This is a genomic window from Mesorhizobium sp. M2A.F.Ca.ET.042.01.1.1 (assembly GCF_003997405.1).
In the GTDB taxonomy this organism is placed as follows: domain Bacteria; phylum Pseudomonadota; class Alphaproteobacteria; order Rhizobiales; family Rhizobiaceae; genus Mesorhizobium.
The window spans coordinates 18613-33839 of record NZ_RZRX01000042.1 but is presented as its reverse complement, the minus strand read 5'-3'; the positions used below and the strand labels follow the sequence as shown (position 1 = coordinate 33839).

The 15227-nt window shown below is 65.4% G+C and carries 13 protein-coding genes; 7 read left to right on the top strand and 6 right to left on the bottom strand.

Annotation, left to right across the window (positions count from 1 at the left end):
* The 5 genes from EOA23_RS09195 to EOA23_RS09175 form a co-directional block, all read left to right on the top strand.
* Positions 1–657 (top strand): Ldh family oxidoreductase (locus EOA23_RS09195; RefSeq protein ID WP_145966411.1); only part of this gene is annotated, 657 nt, incomplete at its 5' end.
* On the top strand, positions 654–2303 hold the full coding sequence (locus EOA23_RS09190; protein WP_127303695.1) for a hypothetical protein: 1650 nt from the start codon (positions 654–656) through the stop codon (positions 2301–2303). The genes EOA23_RS09195 and EOA23_RS09190, both read left to right, overlap by 4 nt.
* Positions 2300–2878: a DUF3726 domain-containing protein gene (locus EOA23_RS09185; RefSeq protein WP_189341557.1), complete on the top strand. Its 579-nt coding sequence runs from the start codon at positions 2300–2302 to the stop codon at positions 2876–2878. Before EOA23_RS09190 ends, EOA23_RS09185 begins: the two co-directional genes overlap by 4 nt.
* 15 nt (positions 2879–2893) lie before the next feature.
* Positions 2894–4000 (top strand): SAM-dependent methyltransferase, encoded by a 1107-nt coding sequence (locus EOA23_RS09180; RefSeq protein WP_126059901.1) that lies wholly within the window; start codon positions 2894–2896, stop codon positions 3998–4000.
* Positions 4001–4135: 135 nt separating this feature from the next.
* The gene (locus EOA23_RS09175; RefSeq protein WP_245474091.1) at positions 4136–5176 is read left to right on the top strand and encodes an aminopeptidase; all 1041 of its coding nucleotides are present in this window, start codon (positions 4136–4138) and stop codon (positions 5174–5176) included.
* 12 nt (positions 5177–5188) lie between these two features.
* Here EOA23_RS09175 and EOA23_RS09170 read toward each other — a convergent pair whose 3' ends face one another.
* Positions 5189–7258 (bottom strand): NAD(P)-binding protein, encoded by a 2070-nt coding sequence (locus tag EOA23_RS09170; RefSeq protein ID WP_127303692.1) that lies wholly within the window; start codon positions 7256–7258, stop codon positions 5189–5191.
* A gap of 220 nt (positions 7259–7478) precedes the next feature.
* On the opposite strand from EOA23_RS09170, the gene argE reads away from it, so the two are divergent.
* A complete protein-coding gene (gene argE, locus EOA23_RS09165; protein ID WP_127303691.1) occupies positions 7479–8636 on the top strand; it encodes an acetylornithine deacetylase in 1158 nt (385 codons plus the stop codon).
* Positions 8637–8639: 3 nt separating this feature from the next.
* Here argE and EOA23_RS09160 read toward each other — a convergent pair whose 3' ends face one another.
* From EOA23_RS09160 to EOA23_RS09145, 4 genes are all read right to left on the bottom strand, one after another.
* Complete coding sequence (locus EOA23_RS09160; protein WP_042647500.1) at positions 8640–9569, bottom strand: LysR family transcriptional regulator; 930 nt, start codon at positions 9567–9569, stop codon at positions 8640–8642.
* Positions 9570–9747: 178 nt separating this feature from the next.
* Positions 9748–10422 (bottom strand): DUF1028 domain-containing protein, encoded by a 675-nt coding sequence (locus EOA23_RS09155; protein ID WP_127303690.1) that lies wholly within the window; start codon positions 10420–10422, stop codon positions 9748–9750.
* Between the two features lie 5 nt (positions 10423–10427).
* On the bottom strand, positions 10428–10844 hold the full coding sequence (locus tag EOA23_RS09150) for a RidA family protein (protein ID WP_042647582.1): 417 nt from the start codon (positions 10842–10844) through the stop codon (positions 10428–10430).
* 36 nt (positions 10845–10880) lie between these two features.
* Positions 10881–12155: an NAD(P)/FAD-dependent oxidoreductase gene (locus tag EOA23_RS09145; RefSeq protein WP_127303689.1), complete on the bottom strand. Its 1275-nt coding sequence runs from the start codon at positions 12153–12155 to the stop codon at positions 10881–10883.
* 227 nt (positions 12156–12382) lie between these two features.
* Here EOA23_RS09145 and EOA23_RS09140 point away from each other — a divergent pair, with 227 nt between their 5' ends.
* Positions 12383–14020 (top strand): GMC family oxidoreductase N-terminal domain-containing protein, encoded by a 1638-nt coding sequence (locus tag EOA23_RS09140; RefSeq protein ID WP_127303688.1) that lies wholly within the window; start codon positions 12383–12385, stop codon positions 14018–14020.
* A 333-nt stretch (positions 14021–14353) separates the two neighbouring features.
* Here EOA23_RS09140 and EOA23_RS09135 read toward each other — a convergent pair whose 3' ends face one another.
* Positions 14354–15112, bottom strand: coding sequence for an ABC transporter ATP-binding protein (locus EOA23_RS09135; protein ID WP_245474093.1), 759 nt, complete (start codon positions 15110–15112; stop codon positions 14354–14356).
* Positions 15113–15227 lie beyond the last annotated feature (115 nt).

The window sequence follows — 15227 nt, the reverse complement described above, 5'->3', positions numbered from 1 at the left end:
GTCCCGGGCGATGCGCTCGGTGTGATAGCCGAGCGCATCGCCCGGGACGGCCTGGTCGGGCTGGGTTTCACCAACGCGCCGGCCTCGATCGCGCCTTGGGGCGGCCGCAAGGCGGCAATGGGCACCAATCCCTGGTCGCTCGCGGTCCCGGACGGACAAGGCGGCGCGCGCTTCGTCATCGACCAGAGCGCCAGCGTCGTCGCCAAGAGCGAGGTCATCAAGCGGGCCCGCGCCGGCGAACCGATCCCGCCCGGCTGGGCCTTCGATGCGAGCGGCGAGACGACGACCGACGCAGGCGAAGCGTTGAAGGGCACCATGGCGCCGGCGGGCGGCTACAAGGGCGTCGGCTCCGCATTGCTGGTGGAGATCTTTGCCGCATGCCTGACCGGGGCAAATCCAGGGCTTGTCGCCAGCCCCTTCTCCGGCACGGCCGGAGGGCCACCCGGAACCGGCCAGTTCTTCCTGGCGGTCTCGCCCGAGGCCACGTCGGGCGGCGCGTTCGCCGGCAATCTGGAAACCGTCGCCGGCGCCTTCATCCGCGAAGCGCGGCTTCCCGGCACGAGGCGCTTCGGCGCGCGCGAGAGCAATGCCCAAGGCATCGAGGTGGCGGCCGAGACGCTCGCCACGCTGGAAAAACTCGCCGGGACCGCCGCATGACGGCGATCGCGCTGCGCCCGCCGGAGGTCGTCATGCGGCTGCAGCGGCTTGGCGCGGCGCATCCGACGCGGCTCAGCTTCCTGCGCCAGCTGATCCGCCGCGCCGCCAGGGAGAAATGGCGTGTCCGCAAGCACCTGTTCGACCTCGACGACAAGGGGTTCGGGCGCGTGGTCTATGCGGTCGAGACGCCGGTAAGGACCTACAGCCTGGTCGCGTTCTCGACGCCGCTCGATGACGAGAAGCGCTCGGACCGGGTGATCGCGCAGGCCTGGGACACGAGTTACGTGCTTTATGACGGCTTGCCGGACGTCGCCGACATTGCGCGGTTGGAGGCAAATGCGCCGCTGCAGGAGGCGGGCCGCTACACCAGAAGCGAACTGGTGCTGGCGCGCGCCAACAAGAGTGTGCGGCTGTTCAAGGAAGTCGCCACGGCGCTGGCCCGGGGACAACAGCCGGATGAGGAGCAGTTGCTCGGCGTCGGCTATCTGCTTCGCACCACGGCGGTCTACGGCAACGGCAAGTTCGGCATCGCGGATCGCGACGACATATCCTCACGGCCGGAGCTTGCCGGATCCTTCCAGGCTGAAATGCTCACTGTCTGGCTGATCCGGTCCTTCACTTTCGACCTCGTCGATCACATTGCCCGTCGGCGCAACCCGGCCGGCGCGGCGAGGCTGGCGCCGGAGTTGCGCCGGGCGCTTGGCGTGGGCAACGCGACCGGACTCGGCATGGCGCCCTTCCTCGTGCGCCATCCGCTGTTGACGCATAGCTGGTTCCTGGCCCGCGAAACCGCGCTGGCGCGGGTGCGCGCCGAACCACATGGCGGCGCGGCGGAACGAGACGCCTTCTCGAAAGCGCTCGCCGATCTGCGCCGGCGCGTTGCCCGCTGGCACAGCGACGACAACCGCCAGGCCACGGCAACCCGAATGTTGGCCGCCGACCTGGGCGCGCTGGCGGAAAACCTCGATCGGCTTCTGACGAAGCCGCGGCCTTGGGATGCGCTCTATCGCTTCGCTGAAGATCACTTCTCGCTGGAGGGGCAGGAAGCCTGCGTCTCCCTTATCCTCGAACCGCACGGCGCCTTGATCGACGAGCTCGGCGACACGATGAAGGCCGACGAGACGCCCGGCCATGCCATCGAAGGCGGCATGGACTGCGGCTCGCTGCGCCAGGCGCTCCTCGACTGCTATTCCTGGGCGATGGCAATCGACTTCGCTGAGCCGTCCGCCAGCGCGCGCTTCTGGTATGTGTCGGCGGAAAAGCTAGAGCCTCGGCTTGGCGAGCGCTTCGAGGAGGATGGCGCCGAGCTTGAGCAACCTCTGGCCACCGCGCGCGACGCGCTTGGCCTGGCGGCCGCTCTGGCAAAGGCGCCGGCCTCGGCCAGTGTCGCCGATTTCCTGCTGCGCTGGCCCGAGTGGCGCCATGCGGTGCGACGAGCCCAGATCGTCGCCAAATTTCCCTACGCCGAGATCCACGACAACCTGATCGGCGCTGAATTGCGGCCCGTCGACATATTGCGCGCCAAGCTGGCGTTCTTCGGCGCGCGCAGTTTCGATCCCCGCTCCGACCGCTGGCTGCGCATCGCGCTGTTCAGCGGCGAGCCGCTGATCGAGGATGTCTCCACGATGGCGGGAGAGGCCGCGTGATCGACCTGTCGCTCAACGAGGTGGAAACGCTGAGCGCCAAGGCGGCCAGGGGCGCCGGATTTTCATGGGGATTGGCCGAGGATGTCGGCCGCGCGGCGCGCCGGATCGCGGTCGAGGACGACAAATGGGGCCAGGCCATGCTGAGCCTTGCTGAACACGCACAATCCTTCGAGCCGCCCAGTCCTGCCCGCGCGGCGCGCTGGCGGAGCGGCCAGACTGACGTCGCGATTGGAGGGCCGCTTTGTCCCATCCGGACGGCGGCCCTGCTGCTCGACGAACCGCTTCCGGCGAGCGCTATGCCGCTGACGATCCTGGATGTCGGCCTGCCGGTCTGGCTCGACGCCATGCTGCGCCGCTCGGCCATGCGCGTAGCGCGGCCCGCGGGGTTGGCGACGCGCGCCGATGTCGTCATCGACAACCGCGCCGAAACCGAGCAGCCAGCCACAGGCCGGCGCGGTGCGATCGACGACCGGACGCTTGCGGCGCTCAATTCCTTCGCCGCCAGGACCTATGTGCCGGAAAGCGAAAGATCGCGCCTGCGTGGTGCCGGCGGCGGCCGGGTGGATGATGAATAACAAGGGGAGAAAAAGATGAGCGCAGCCGACGGCCAGAAGATCGCCATGCGTGGCGCAGGCTACTACTCGGCCAACACCGTCGGCGCCAAATATGTCATCGACAAGGTCGGCGATCTCGTCGTCGAGGCTGTCGCCAGGATGCCCCGGCTGGCCGACGGCCTGCCCTTCGCCATCGCCGATTTCGGCGCCGCCGACGGGGGCACTTCCATGGACATGATGCGACGGCTGATCGGCGCCGTTCGGGAGAGGGAACCGGACCGGGCGATATCGATCACCTACACCGACCTGCCTCACAATGATTTCTCGACCTTGTTCCGACTCAGCCAAGGCCTTCTTGGAACCTCCACCGAAGCGCCGCTGGCCGAGACGCCCGGGCTTTACATCTTCGGCAGCGGCACCAGCTTCTACCGCCAGATCCTGCCGGACGATTCGCTGTCGTTCGGCTTCTCCGCCACCGCGATGCATTGGATCAGCAAGCGGCCGTGCATGATTGCCGACCACGTCCAGGCGGTCGGTGCAAGCAATGCCGAGCGCGAGCAGTTCCGCGCCCAGGCGCTGCGCGACTGGGAGACGATCCTGCTTGCCAGGGCGCGTGAATTGCGATCAGGCGGGCGACTTGCGCTGGCCAATTTCTGCGTCGACGAGGAAGGCCGCTATCTCGGACATACGACGGGTGCCGACATGTTCGACAGTTTCGCCCGCCATTGGCGGGACCTGCTTCGCGTAGGGCGGATCAGCGAGACGGAGTATGTCAACGCGACGTTCCAGCAGTTCTACAAGACACCCGACGAGTTCGCGGCACCCTTCCGCGATCCCGCTTCGCCTGTGTCGCAAGCCGGGCTAAGGCTGGAGACGATATTCACCATGGTGACACCCTGCCCCTATGCCGAGGCGTTCCGGACCCATCGCAATGCGAAGGATTTCGCCCGGGCCTATGTGCCGACGCTGCGCTCCTGGTCCGAGACCGTTTTCGCCAACGCGCTCGATCCCGCCCGACCGCCAAGCGAACGCTCCGCGATTATCGACGATTTCTACGGCGCCTATGAAGCCGACGTCGCGCAAGCTCCAGAAGGTCATCGCATGGACTACGTTCACTGCGTGACGGAAATCGTCAAGTCTTGACCGGGGGCAAGCGCCGCGTCGCCCGCTCCAGGTCTTGACGAAAACAGGTGCGCCTGTTTGAGACTCGGGATCAAGGGACATTTGCTCCCGAGGAGATGAGCAGGCGGTGGGCAAGCTTTGAAGCTCGGTTTTCGATTGCTTGCTGCTGCGATCGTGGCGTTCGGCGCGACCGGATGCACCAGCATTTCCTACTATGCGCAATCGCTGGAGGGCCATGTCGAGATAATGGCCGCGCGCAAGAATGTTGCGAAACTGATCCGTGATCCGTCGACGCCGGAGCCATTGCGCGTCAAGCTGACATCGGCCAGCGCCATACGCCGCTTCGCCACGGAAGAACTGGCGCTGCCCGACAACAGCAGCTACCGCAGCTATGTCGATGTCGGCCGCAACGATGTGACCTTGGCGGTCTTTGCCGCGCCGCAATTCTCGCTCGCGCCGGTAACATGGTGCTTTCCGGTCTTCGGCTGCGTTCCCTACAAAGGCTATTTTTCACGCAAGGACGCGCTCGAAAATGCCGCCGCGCTGCAGCGGCAAGGGCTGGACGTCTATGTGACAGGCATCACGGCCTATTCCACGCTGGGCTGGTTCAACGACCCGCTGCTCAGCACCATGCTGCGCCAGAACGACACCTATCTCGCCAGCCTTATCTTCCATGAGCTGGCGCATCAGAAAGTCTATGTGAACGGCGACTCCGCGTTCAACGAGGCTTTCGCGGTCACCGTCGAAACCACCGGCACGAGGAAATGGCTGCGCGCCACCGGCAATCGCGCCGGATTGCGCAGCTACGAAGCCGATCGCAAGCGCAAGGCGGATTTTCTCGGGCTGATATCCAAGACCCGGGACGAGCTGAAACAGGTCTACGGGAGCCCCCGTGGCCCGGAGCAGATGGCGGCCGCCAAGGCCGCCGCGATCGACAGGCTGCGGATGCGCTACCGGCAGATGCGCGACAAGCACTGGGCCGGATACCGTGGGTACGACGCCTGGTTCGACAGCCCAATCAACAACGCGAAACTCGCCGCGACTGCCGTCTACGGCGAAGAGGTCCCGGCGTTCCTTCACCTGTTCGACTTGTGCTCGGGCGACTATCCGCGGTTCTACGCCTCTGTTCGACGGATAGGCGCCTTGCCCGCGCCCTCCCGTGCCGAAGCGCTCAAGGCCGCGACGACGTGTGATTGAGCTGAACCGGCTCTAATTCGCCGCCAGCGCCGCCACCTCACGCCGGAAAGGCAGCGCGTCACCGATATCGGGCTCGTCCAGCTCGCGGGCGAAGCGGTGGCCGGCATAGGTCGCCCAGGCGATGGGTCCCGGCGCCTCGGCGTCGCCGATGACCTTAATCGAACGGATGCCGTTGTCGGCCCATTCGTTTTCGCGGGCCTTCAGCTCGCGCCAGACGGCGTCGTCCTGGTTGCGCGACGTGACCAGGACGACGGCATCGGCCACCAGTTCCTGCCGCGCGCCGGTGTAGACGCAGGCCGTAACGACGCTGCCTGAAGTGATGCCCGTGACCGTCCTGTTGAGCACGATGTCAACCCCCAGCTCCGCCAGGCGGCGGTGGATGGCGCCCTGCTCCAGCGTGTTGCGGGTCCAGTCCGACACATAGGCCGATGGCGTCACCAGGGTCACCTTGGCGCCCTGCCGCGCCATCAGTTCGGCAAGAACTCCGCCCATGTAATAGTGGTCGTCGTCGAACAGCACGACGCTGCCGGACGGCGCCTTGCCGCCCATCAGATCGTCGGGCGTGTAGACCGGCATGGCGGCGTCGATCGGCATCGGCACGACATGGGCGCGTGCCACGCCGTCGCGCCGCCAGGTCGATCCGGTGGCGACGGCGACATTCTGAAAGCCGAAGGACAGGATGTCGTCCGCCGACAGCCGGCTTTCGAAATAGATGTCGACATTCGGCATCTGACTGAGTTGATACTCTCGATAGTCGCGCACCCTGCCCCAGGCCGACAGGCCCGGCAGCAGGCACTCGCGCGCCACGCGTCCGCCAAGCGCGGTGCCGGCTTCGGCAATCGCCACCTGGTAGCCGCGCAGGCCGAGCGCGCGGGCGGCCTCCAGCCCGGCGGGCCCGGCGCCGACGATCAGCACGCTGTCGCTGTCGCCCTTGGCCTGCATGCGCTCCGGATGCCAGCCCTTGCGCCATTCTTCCATGAAGGTCGGGTTCTGCGTGCAGCGCGAGATCGACATCGTCATGTCGCCGGTGATGCAGATGTTGCAGCCGATGCACTCGCGTATGTCCTCGATGCGGCCCTCCTCGACTTTCCTCGGCAGGAAGGGATCGGCGATCGATGGGCGCGCGCAGCCGATGAAGTCGAGCGTGCCCGATTTGATCATCCGCACCATCACATCCGGCGAGGTGAAGCGGCCGACGCCGACGACCGGCTTCGAGGTCAGCTTCTTGATGCCGGAGACGAGGCTCTCCTGCGCCGCCTCTTCCTTGAAGCGCGAGGGTCCCGAGCAATCCTCCCAGGCGCCGTGGGCGAGGTCCCAGAGATCAGGCAGCTCAGCATGCATCTCGATCATGTCGCGGACTTCCGAATTGGCGAAGCCAAGCTCGCCGATCATCTCGTCCAGCGACAGCCTGAGCGTCAGGCCGCAAGTGTCGCCGATCGCGTCCCGACCTTCCTCGATCAACTCGCGCATCAGCCGCGAGCGGTTTTCCAGCGAGCCGCCATATTCGTCGCTGCGCTGGTTGGTGGCGGTGGACAGGAAATGCTGGATGATGCCGAAGCCGTGCGCGCCGTAGAGGCACACAAGGTCGAAACCCGCCTGCCTGGCGCGCTTGAAAGCGTTGCGGTGCCAGCGGCGCAGGTCGCGGATATCCTCTCTGTCCATGGCGCGCGCCTGCACCGGATCGTTGGTGAAGGTGCGGATCGGCAAAGCCGACGGCCCGCGCGGAACCTCCTTGGTGTAGAGGTTGGGGCCATTGATGCCGGAATAGGCGAGCTGGACGCCGGCGAGCGCGCCATATTCGTGCATGGCTTTCGCCATCTTGGCCAAAGCCGGAATGTCGGCGTCGTCCCACAGCCGGAGCTCGATGAAGGGCGTGATCTCCGAGGTGTGGTGCATCTCCGTCTGCTCGGTGAAGATGACGCCCCATCCGCCCTCGGACTTCATGCGGCGCATCTCGGCCGCGGCCGACGGATCGCGGTAACCGCCGCCATTGCAATGCGGAACCTGATAGAAGCGGTTCTTGGCGGTCACCGGACCGATCTTCATCGGCTCGAACAGAATGTCGTAGCGTGGGTCGCGCATGGAACTCCCTTCCCGTCGGCTGGCGCTGCCGATGCTCCGGAGACTACTCATAAGTTGGCGCCGGCGCGGGAAAACTACGGAATTCTTCTGCGCGGGTTAGGACATGCCTAATCTCGCGTCGCCGGGATTAGGCTGCAATGAATCGAAGCTGAGCCAAATGCGACTTCAGGGCGGGCATCGCCCGATGTAGACAGCCGGTTGCGGCAACGGGACAAGACACATGGGCAGCATCGATATCCTCGAACGACTGATAGCCTTCCCGACAGTGAGCCGCGAGTCGAACCTCGACCTCATCAGCTGTGTGGCTGACCTGCTCGAAACGAGCGGCATAGCCAGCCAGCTCATCCACAGCGCCGACGGCCACAAGGCCAACCTCTTTGCCACCATCGGTCCGGCCGACAGGCCCGGCATCATGCTGTCCGGCCATACCGACGTCGTTCCCGTCGATGGCCAGAACTGGACGCTGCCGCCCTTCGCGATGACTGAGCGCGACGGCAGGCTCTACGGGCGCGGCGCCGCGGACATGAAGGGGTTCGTGGCTTCAGCGCTCGCCGCCTGCCTCAAGGCCTCGAAGATGGCGCTGCGCACGCCCTTGCATCTGGCGCTCTCCTATGACGAGGAGGTCGGCTGCCTCGGCGTGCGCGACCTGATCGAGATGCTGAGCGCGGCGCCTCGACGTCCGCTGCTCTGCATGGTCGGCGAGCCGACCAACATGCAGGTGGCGACGGGGCACAAGGGCAAGCTCGCGGCGCGCGCCGTCTGCAGGGGACGCGAAGGCCACTCCGCTCTCGCCCCGCTGGCGCTCAACGCCATCCATCTCGGTTGCGATTTCGTGCGCGCCTTGCGCGATGAGCAGGAGCGACTCGCCCGCGACGGCGTCCGCGACGGCGACTACGACATTCCCTACACGACCGTGCATGTCGGCAAGATCAATGCCGGCGTCGCACTCAACATCGTGCCCAACCTTTGCGAAGTCGATTTCGAGATCCGCAACGTCGCCGCCGACGGTGCCATGGGCATCCTCGACAGGCTGCGCAGTGCGGCCGCACGCATTGCCGCGGAGGCCGCTTCGATCGCCCCCGAAGCGGCAATCGACATCGAGATCACCAACACCTATCCGGGCCTCGACACGCCGGCCGCTTCGGAAGCGGTCGCGTTCGTCAAATCGCTGACCGGCGCCAACGATACCATGAAGGTTGCCTTCGGCACGGAAGGCGGATTGTTCAGCCGCGATCTCGGCACGCCTTCCGTCGTCTGCGGTCCGGGCTCGATGGCGCAGGGACACAAGCCGGACGAATATGTCAGCGTCGAGCAATTGCGGCGTTGCGACGAGACGCTGGAGCGACTGCTGTCGCGGCTCACCGACGGCTGGCCGTGAATCTCACTTGACGATGCGCTCGGTGCCGAAGACGCCTTGCTCGACGACGAAGCGGCGGCAATGGTCGATGAAAGCCTGCACCGTCAGCGTTCGATGCTCGGCATTGGGCAGCGCAATGCCCATGGTCAGCGGCCTGATGTCGCCCAGCAGGGGCACGAAGACCAGCAATTTGCCGTCCGGCGACATGGCGTTGAGCGGCCGCATATTGGCGATGCCGTAGCCGAAGCCGTTGGCGACCATCGAGCGCATCACGGCGATGTCGCCGGTGCGCTCAGCGATCCTGGGCCGCAGGCCTTGGAACGCCGAGAGAAAATATTCGCGGCTGTAGGGCAGATCGAGCAGCACCATCGGCTCATCGACAAGTTCCTCGGGCGTGATGCCCGCCCTCCCGGCCAGGCGATGCGCGGCCGGCAGCATCACATAGGCTGGCAATTGCATCAGCGGCTCGAACGTCATGTCCTGCGAAAGTTCGAGATCGTAAGTCAGCGCGGCATCTATTTCGCCACGCTGCAGCATCTCGAACAATTGCCCCTGGTTGCGCTCGAATTGCCGGACGCGCACATCCGGATAGGCGTCCTCGAACTTTTTGCGCAGCGCCGGCAGCACGATCTGCGCGAAAGTCAGCAGGCAGCCGACCGCCAGCGGTCCGCGCACCTTTTCGGCGATATCACCGGCAATGTCGTGCAGCGCGTCGGCATCGTTGAGCAGCCGCGCGGCTTCCTTGAGGAACAGGCGCCCGCCCGCGGTGAGCGCCAGCGCATGCGAGTGCTTGCGCACGAAGAGCTGGACACCGAACTCCGCTTCGAGCTGGGCGATCGATGCCGAAATCGAGGGCGGCGAGACATTCACCTGCTCGGCCGCCTTGGCGATCGAACCGGCTTCGCCAACGGCGACGAAATATTCGAGCTGTCTGAGCGTGAAACGGAGCGGCATGGTCCTATGTTGCCGGTTTGCACCCGGCGATCAAGTCACGGCCGCTCGGGACTTGATTCAGGCGGTATTCAGAACGCACGACGTTCGCGGCACACCGCGCATCGACCATCGCACCCAATCTGGATGCCGGGTCGAGCGGGTCGCCGGGTTTCGTATGCCGACTCCGGAACTGGTCGGACTACTCGTCGCCGGGCACGCCGTAGCTCGGCGCATCGGACGGATTGAGGGCGCGGGTGACGTAGGCATCGAGCTGCGGTTTGTAGATCTCCCACAGCGTTGCCAGTTGCTCGATCGGACACGCCTCGGTCCAGTCGCAGCGCAGGTCGGCGACGGGCCAGGACACATCGCGCACCAGCTTCATGCCGGCGGAGCGGACAGGTCCCGCTTCGCCGCCCGCCTTGAGCGCGGCGCCCATCGTGGCGATCAGCCGGTCGCCGAGATGGCCCTCGGAAGCGAGGAAGGCATCGACCATGGCTTGCGGGATGCCGCCATTCGCAAGCAAATTGCCGCCGCAGGCGACGTCCTCGCCGCGCGCCTCGGCCCAGATGCCGAGCGCTTTGGGCCCCGAGTGGATCGCGCTGCCGCCGGCCGCGTCGACCGCCAGCACCTGCCGGTATTCGCTGAAGGCAGCCGTGCGCTTGATGATCGCGACGGCCTCGGCAGCGGAGGCGCCGCGCGCCATCAGCTCCAGCGCCCGGACCCCGAGCGTCGGATCGGTGACGTTCTGGCTGGCGACCGCGCCGACGCCGGCCTGCGCATAGGCGCAACGCGCCGCGACCGCGGGAGACGACGACGACACCGCCACCCCAAACATGCCTGTCCGCTTGCAGCGCGCAACGATGGAAAAGGTCATCGCGCTCAGTCCGGGATCACGGCCGTGCCGTCGATCTCGACCAGCCATTCCGGCCGCGCCAGCGCCGACACTACCAGGCCGGTCGAAACCGGATGCACGCCCTTGATGTATTCGCCCATCGTGCGATAGACAGCCTCGCGATGGCGGACGTCGGTGATGTAGACCACCACCTTCACCAGATGCTCCATCGTGCCGCCGCACTCCTCGATGAGCTGCCTGATGTTCTGCATGACCTTGTGCGTCTGCTCGGCCGGATCGTGGCTGTCGATGTTCTTGGCCGTGTCGAGATCCTGCGGGCACTGTCCCCGCAAATAGACGGTGCGGCCGCCGCGCGTGACGACCGCTTGGCAGAGATCGTTGTCGAGCTTCTGCTCGGGATAGGTTTCCTTGGTGTTGAATTTGCGGATTCGCGTATGCGCCATCTTGGTCTCCATGAGATGTCGGGCTCGCAGCGTTGGTCAGGCGTCCACAGGCTCGCGCTTGGCGGCGGCATGGTAGGCCAGATACTTGCGCTGCGTCGAAATACGGTCTGCCACATGCTTGGCATCGTGCCAGACGCCCCAGATGAAGCTCGACCCCCTGCGCGACTGCCAGGGCAGGCCCAGGAAATAGATACCAGGCTCGACCGAAACGCCGCGCTGATGCCTTGGCCGGCCCTTCTCGTCGAAGGCATCGACCTTCAGCCAGCTGTAGTCAACGGCGAAGCCCGTCGCCCAGATGATCGTCGCCACGCCGGCTTCGGCAAGATCGAGATTAAGGATCGGATTGGTCACGCAGTCCGGATCGGGGTCGATTTTGCGGAGAGCAGGCTCTTCCGGCAGGTCGAGGCCGTTGCGCGCGACATAGGCGTCGGCTTCGTCCAGCAGCGAAATCAAATTGGCGTCGCCGCGGGCAATGTTCTTTGCAAGATCCGGCGCGAAACTCATCACACCATCCTGGTACGCCTTGGTCATGCCGACCAGCGTAAGCCCCCGCGCGGCCAAGCGGCGGAAGTCGATTGTCTCGCCGCCGCGCGCGCCGCTGACCGCGATCGTGACATGTTCCGTGCCAGGCCCCGGGGTCTCGAGGTCCCATTTGCCGAGCACGCCTAGCCACCAGCAGAAGTCGCGCCCGCGATAGGAGCGCGGCGGACGATCATGCGCGCCGACCGAGAGATAAACGCGCCTCCCGGCGCGCTGCAGCTCATCGGCAATCTGCACGCCCGAGGATCCCGCGCCGACCACCAGCACCGCGCCCTTCGGCAGTTGCGCCGGATTGCGGTAGGCGCTGGAGTGGATTTGCAAGAGGCCGGCATCGGCAGGAACGAGAGAGGGGATGACGGGGACCTGGAAAGGCCCGGTCGCGGCAACGACGCTGTTGGCCTCGATCACGCCATCCGACGTCTCGACGCGAAATCCCGGACGGCCGATATTCCTCTGCACGAGCTTGACCTCGACGCCGCAGCGGATCGGCGCGTTGATCTGCTTTGCGTAGGCGACGAAATAGTTGGCGACCTCCTCCTTGGGCGGGAAGCCGTCGGGTCCTGTCACCGGAAACTCCATGCCCGGGAACCGGTCGTGCCAGGCCGGGCCGTTGGCGACCAGCGAATCCCAGCGCTGCGAGCGCCAGCGCTCGGCAATCCGGCCGCGCTCGAGGACGAAATGGGGCACCCCGCATTTGCTCAGGTGCTCGCTCATGGCCACCCCCGCCTGGCCGCCGCCAACGACAAGCGTGTCTATCGTCTCAACCGACATGCTCAGTCCTTTTTTGATTATCCGACGGCTTCCGCCGCGCGGGATGAAACCGACCTGGGCCATGGTGGATGCAGACTGGCTGCGCCATCCGACCGCTTCTGGCGCTCACAAGTAGCAGCACGTACCAGCGCGGGCCCATAACGAATCTCCGAAGTCACGCGTAACCATTTCCGAATTTCTCGCGCCGAGAGACGCACCTAGAGTTCCGGAATTCTCGAGGGGCTGGGATGCAGACTGAGAGCTTTGACTACATTGTCGTCGGCGCCGGTTCGGCCGGTTGCGTGGTCGCCAATCGGCTGAGCGCCGACCCGTCGGTCAAAGTATGCCTGATCGAGGCCGGAGGCAGCGACAACAGCCTGCGGGTCAAGGTGCCGGCCGGCATCCTCTCGCTCTACGGCAATCCCAATTACGACTATTGTTTCGTCGGCGTGCCGCAGCCGCACCTCAACAACCGCAGCATTCCGGTCAACCGCGGCAAGGCGCTGGGCGGATCGAGCTCGATCAACTCGATGGTCTATGTCCGCGGCGCCGCCGAGGACTATGACGAATGGGCCGGACTCGGCTGCGCCGGCTGGGCCTATCGCGACGTGCTGCCCGTGTTCAGGAAGCTTGAGCGCAACCTGCTCGGCCAGGACCCGCGCTATCACGGCACCAGCGGCGAACTGCTGGTCGACAATCCGCGCGATCCGAACGTGCTTTCAAGCATGTTCGTCAAGGCCGGCAAGAACGCCGACCTGCCCGCCAACACCGACTTCAATGCCGAAAGCCAGTTCGGCCTCGGCATCTACAATGTCACCCAGGATCGCGGCCAGCGCTTCAGCAGCTTCAGCGCCTTCATGCGTCCGGTGCTCGGTCGCAGGAACCTGACATTGCTCAGCCAATGCGAGGTGATCGACCTCGTCATCGCCGAAGGGCGTGCGACGGGGATTCGCGTGCGGCATGAGGGCCAGCAGAAGACGTTCTCGGCCAACCGCGAGATCGTGCTTTCGGCCGGCGCCATCAACTCGCCCAGGATCCTGATGGCCTCCGGCATCGGTCCGGCGGCCGAGTTGCGGCAGATCGGCATCACGCCGGTCCTCGACTTGCCGGGCGTCGGCAAGAACCTGCAGGACCATGTCGACGGCATGATCACCGTGCGCTCCAGGAGCACCTGGACGCTTGGCTTGTCGCTCGCCAACCTGCCCCGCATCACCGCCGCGCCCTTCCAGTATTTCGCGCGCCGCAAGGGCATGCTCACCACCAACTATGTCGAGGCCGGCGGCTTCGCCAAGACCAGGTACGCGAACGGGCTTCCCGACATCCAGTTCCACTTCGTGCCCGGATATCGCAGTCATCGCGGCAGGCTGATCGAATACGGTCACGGCTACGCCATCCACACCTGCGTGCTCAGGCCGAAAAGCGTGGGCGAGATCAGGCTGTCGCGGGACAGTGCTCGCCGGGATGTTCTGATCGACCACCGTTTCTTCACGCATGAGGACGACGCCATGGTGCTGGTCGAGGGCATCAAGATGGCGCGCCGGATTTTTGCCTCGCCCGAATTCGACGCGGTGCGCGGCAAGGAGATGCTTCCGGGCCAGGATATAAGCAGCGACGACGAGATCCTCGCCTATCTGCGCGCCGAGGCACTGACCGTCTATCACCCGGTCGGGACCTGCAAGATGGGAACGGACGACATGGCCGTCGTCGATCCCTCTACGCTGAAGGTTCGCGGCGTGGACGGGCTTCGCGTCGCGGATGCCTCCGTCATGCCGAAGCTGATCGGCGGCAACACCAACGCACCAAGCATGATGATCGGGCAGAAGGCTTCCGAGATGATCCTTGGTAGGGGCATCGCGGCGGCAAGTAGGGCACCATTGTTTCGGTGATCACCGCAACGTCCGGAATTGGCTTGAGCCTCCCAACCTCGTCATTCTATGGCGGAGCAAGGAGCGAAGCGACGCGCGCAGACCATAGAATCCATTCCGTTACGCTAAGGCGTTGCTACGGTGCAGAATTCTGCTCCGCTGCATCCCTCGGCCAAGGTCACGGAATGGATCCTCGGGTCTCCGCGCGTCGCTTCGCTCCTTGCTCCGCCCGTGGATGACGAAGCTGAGAGGCTTCGGCCACTCCCCAGCGTCTGCGCTGATTCCGCGGAAATAAACGACGAAAATTTTGCCGCCGACAAGCTTGCAACAGGAACCCTTTGTCGAGAGATTAATCTAGTGATCCTCGTCGATCTCATCGTGCAGGAGGCCGAGGATGCGGCGCTTGAGCGCGATGAAGTCGGGTTCGAGGATCACGTCCATCGAACGCGGCCGCGGGATGTCGACCTTGATCTCGGCCTTGATCTTGCCGGGCCGGGCCGTCATCACCAGGACGCGATCGCCCAGCACCAGCGCCTCGTCGATATCGTGGGTGACGAAGAGCACCGTCTTCTGCTGCCGCTCCCAGACGCGCAGGAGCAGCTTCTGCATGGTGCCGCGCGTCTGGCTGTCGAGCGCGCCGAACGGCTCGTCCATCAGCAGCACGGCCGGGTCGTTGGCGAGAGCGCGCGCGATGGCCACGCGCTGCTTCATGCCGCCTGAGAGTTGCGCCGGATAATGGTCGGCGAAAGGCGCGAGGCCGACCTCGTTGAGATACTGGTCGACGATTTGCCTGCGCTGCTCCGCCGGCAGGCCCTTGCGCTTGGGCCCATATTCGATGTTGGCGCGCACCGTGAGCCAGGGAAACAAGGTATAGCTCTGGAACACCATGCCCCTGTCGGGACCGGGTTCGATCACTTCCCTGCCGTCCACCTTGATGCTGCCGGACGTCGCGTCGTTGAGCCCGGCCGCCAGATAGAGCAGGCTGGATTTGCCGCATCCTGACGGACCGACGATGACGCAGAATTCGTTCTTGGCCACCTTCAGCGACACATCGTCCAGCGCCAGCACGCCGTTGGCGCCGCCATAGCGCAATGTCACGTCCTTGATGGCCATGGTGGTGCCGGCCGAACGCTGATCGCCGGCTGCATGGGTCGTGCCGGCCCGATTGTTCGCCTTGATGGTTTCGGTCATCACTACCCTTGATCCGGCTGCGGTTTGCGAGGAGGCG